The sequence below is a fragment of the Marinobacter sp. genome, assembly GCF_041686475.1.
Lineage (GTDB): Bacteria > Pseudomonadota > Gammaproteobacteria > Pseudomonadales > Oleiphilaceae > Marinobacter.
The window spans coordinates 19,458-22,320 of sequence record NZ_JAWLDU010000037.1 but is presented as its reverse complement, the minus strand read 5'-3'; the positions used below and the strand labels follow the sequence as shown (position 1 = coordinate 22,320).

The 2,863-nt window shown below is 58.8% G+C and carries 5 protein-coding genes; all 5 read left to right on the top strand.

Annotated elements, in window-relative coordinates; genetic code table 11:
* Nucleotides 1-336 (top strand): RibD family protein (locus tag ACESMB_RS10020; RefSeq protein WP_372971446.1); only part of this gene is annotated, 336 nt, incomplete at its 5' end.
* Between the two features lie 68 nt (nucleotides 337-404).
* On the top strand, nucleotides 405-1,520 hold the full coding sequence (gene ribBA / locus ACESMB_RS10015) for a bifunctional 3,4-dihydroxy-2-butanone-4-phosphate synthase/GTP cyclohydrolase II (RefSeq protein ID WP_372926022.1): 1,116 nt from the start codon (nucleotides 405-407) through the stop codon (nucleotides 1,518-1,520).
* Between the two features lie 55 nt (nucleotides 1,521-1,575).
* Nucleotides 1,576-2,052 carry a 6,7-dimethyl-8-ribityllumazine synthase gene (gene ribE, locus ACESMB_RS10010; protein WP_372926023.1) on the top strand — a complete coding sequence of 159 codons (477 nt, stop codon included), beginning with the start codon at nucleotides 1,576-1,578 and terminating at the stop codon, nucleotides 2,050-2,052.
* Nucleotides 2,052-2,528, top strand: a complete 477-nt coding sequence (nusB, locus tag ACESMB_RS10005) for a transcription antitermination factor NusB (protein WP_372971452.1) — start codon at nucleotides 2,052-2,054, stop codon at nucleotides 2,526-2,528. Before ribE ends, nusB begins: the two co-directional genes overlap by 1 nt.
* Before the next feature lie 3 nt (nucleotides 2,529-2,531).
* Nucleotides 2,532-2,863, top strand: a 332-nt coding sequence (locus ACESMB_RS10000) for a thiamine-phosphate kinase (protein WP_372971445.1), incomplete at its 3' end; no start/stop codon positions are given.

Sequence of the window (2,863 nt, the reverse complement as noted above, 5' to 3'; positions counted from 1 at the left end):
ACTGCGCCGGCGCAGGACCTTGCTGCACTGGGGGTGGGGCTGACCGGCGTTGCCTGGAAGGACAACGGAATCGATGTCAGGGAACTGCTCGATTCTCTGGGTGAGCTGGGTATCAACGAACTGCTGGTGGAAGCCGGCCCCACGCTCGCCGGAACCTTTATCAACGAACGCCTGGTAGACGAGCTATGGCTTTACCAGGCACCTGTGTTCCTTGGCAGTACCGGCCGGCCAACGGCCAATCTGCCACTGGAATCCATGGCGGACAAGGTGCAATGGAAAGTGCTGGATCGCCGTCAGTTGGGTGAGGATCAGCGACTGATCCTGGCGCCGGCTTAACGGGTTTAAATTCATGGCGGGCCGGTGCCGGCAACAGCGCGGTCAGACCAAAAGGGTGCAAATACGGTATGGCACTGAACAGCATTGAAGACATTATTGAAGATATCCGCCAGGGTAAAATGGTCATCCTGATGGACGATGAAGACCGGGAAAACGAAGGTGATCTGGTAATGGCGGCGGAACACTGCACGCCAGAGGCCATCAACTTCATGGCCCGGTTCGGTCGCGGTCTGATCTGTATGCCCATGACCCGCCAGCGGTGTGAGCAGCTTGGCCTGCCGTTGATGGTCCATCAGAATGCGTCCGGCTTTGGCACCAAGTTTACGCTGTCTATCGAGGCAACCGAGGGCGTAACCACCGGCATTTCCGCTGCCGACCGTGCCCGCACCGTTCAGGCAGCCGTTGCGCGTAACGCCACCGCTGCAGACCTGGTGCAGCCCGGTCACATCTTCCCGCTGATGTCAGATCCCGGCGGTGTTCTCAGCCGTGCCGGCCATACTGAGGCGTCCTGCGACCTGGCGGCCCTTGCCGGGTCTGAGCCTGCCGGCGTGATCTGTGAAATCATGAATGACGATGGCTCCATGGCCCGCCGTGAGGATCTCGAGAAGTTTGCCGAGGCCCACGACCTGAAAATTGGCACCATTGCCGACCTGATTCACTACCGCACCCTGAACGAGCGCACCATCGAGTGTGTGGAAGAATACGACCTGGATACCGAATACGGCGTCTTCAATCTGCGCACCTATCGCGACAATATCCAGGGCTCCACGCATCTAGCCATGGTGATGGGCGAGATTTCCGCCGATGAACCGGTGCTGGTGCGGGTGCACATCACCGATACCCTGCGTGACCTGCTGGGTGCCCGTCGTGCGGATTCCCGCAGCTGGCCGATCCACCATGCCCTTGAGAAAGTTGCGAGCGAACGCCGGGGTGTTGTGGTGCTGCTTAACAGTGCGGAAGACAGCTACAATCTTGAAGACCGTATCCACGAATTCTTCGAGCAGGACAAGAAGTCCGCGGGCAAGGGCAGTTCCGGTGTCTACTTCACCGTCGGTACCGGTTCACAGATCCTGCGGGACCTCGGCGTTGGCAAAATGCGGCTGCTGAGCCCGCCCATAAAATTCTCCGCAATTTCCGGTTTTGAGCTGGAAGTTGTGGAATACGTGCCCTACACCCCCGAATGACGAACCCCGGCAACGCCGCGCCGGAAGGGCGGGGTTGCCAATGAAGGAGCCATGCATGGCAGATATCAGAGTAATTGAAGGTGATTTTACCCACTGCAGCGGAACCTACGCGCTGGTGGTGGGCCGTTTTAACGGTTTTGTGGTGGAGAGCCTGGTTGAAGGTGCTGTCGATACCCTGCGACGCCATGGTATAGCCGATGCGGACATTACCATCGTGCGGGTTCCCGGCGCTTACGAAATGCCGCTGGCGGTCAAGCGTGTGGCCGAGACAGGTAACCACGATGCCATTATCGCTCTCGGTGCGGTTATCCGTGGTGGTACACCTCACTTCGAGTATGTTGCCGGCGAAGCATCCAGCGGCCTTGGCGCAGTCAGTCTTGAAACCGACGTACCCGTCACTTTCGGGGTACTGACGGTTGATTCCATCGAACAGGCAATCGAGCGTGCCGGCACCAAGGCCGGTAACAAAGGCGCCGAAGCAGCAATCACAGCCCTGGAAATGGTCAGCCTCTTCAAGAAGCTGGGTGAATGATGAGCACACCGGAAGATACCACGGCGCAGTCTGCTCCCTCGGATCAGCCCAAGGCGGGCGACAGGCGAAGGGCGAGGGCCCTGGCTATGCAGGCCCTGTATCAGCGCCACTTCAGCAAAAGCTCGATCACGGACATTGAGTCCGAATTTATCGTCGATAATGACATGTCGAAGGTAGATACCGCCTATTTCCGGGATCTGCTCAGGGGTGTTCATCGGGAGCAGGCGGAACTGGACCGTTTGCTGGAGCCCTTCCTCGACCGGCCAATCCACGAGGTGGATGCGATAGAGTTGGCCATCGTGCGCCTGGGCACCTACGAACTCAAATACCGGCTGGATGTTCCCTATAAAGTGGTGATCAATGAAGGGATCGAGATGGCCAAGAAGTTTGGCGGCACCGAAGGCCACAAGTTCGTTAACAGCCTGCTGGATAAACTGAGCCATCGCCTGCGCCTGGCCGAGACACGTCCGCGCTGAGTGATGGGTGAATTCGAGCTGATCCGCCGTTACTTCTTTCCCATCGCCGAAGTGGGAAACACCTCTGCGGTTCTGCTCGGGCCCGGTGATGACTGCGCCATTCAGCGAGTCGAGCCGGGCACGGACCTTGTCTTCTCTGTGGATACCCTGGTTGAAGGCGTTCATTTTCCCCAACGTTACGACCCGGAAAAACTGGGCTGGCGAAGCCTCGCGGTTGCAGCGAGCGATCTGGCAGCCATGGGGGCTGACCCGGTCTGTTTTACTCTTGCATTAACGCTTCCTGATGCTGATCCGGGCTGGCTGCATGCCTATGCCCGCGGGCTTGCGAAAGCGGC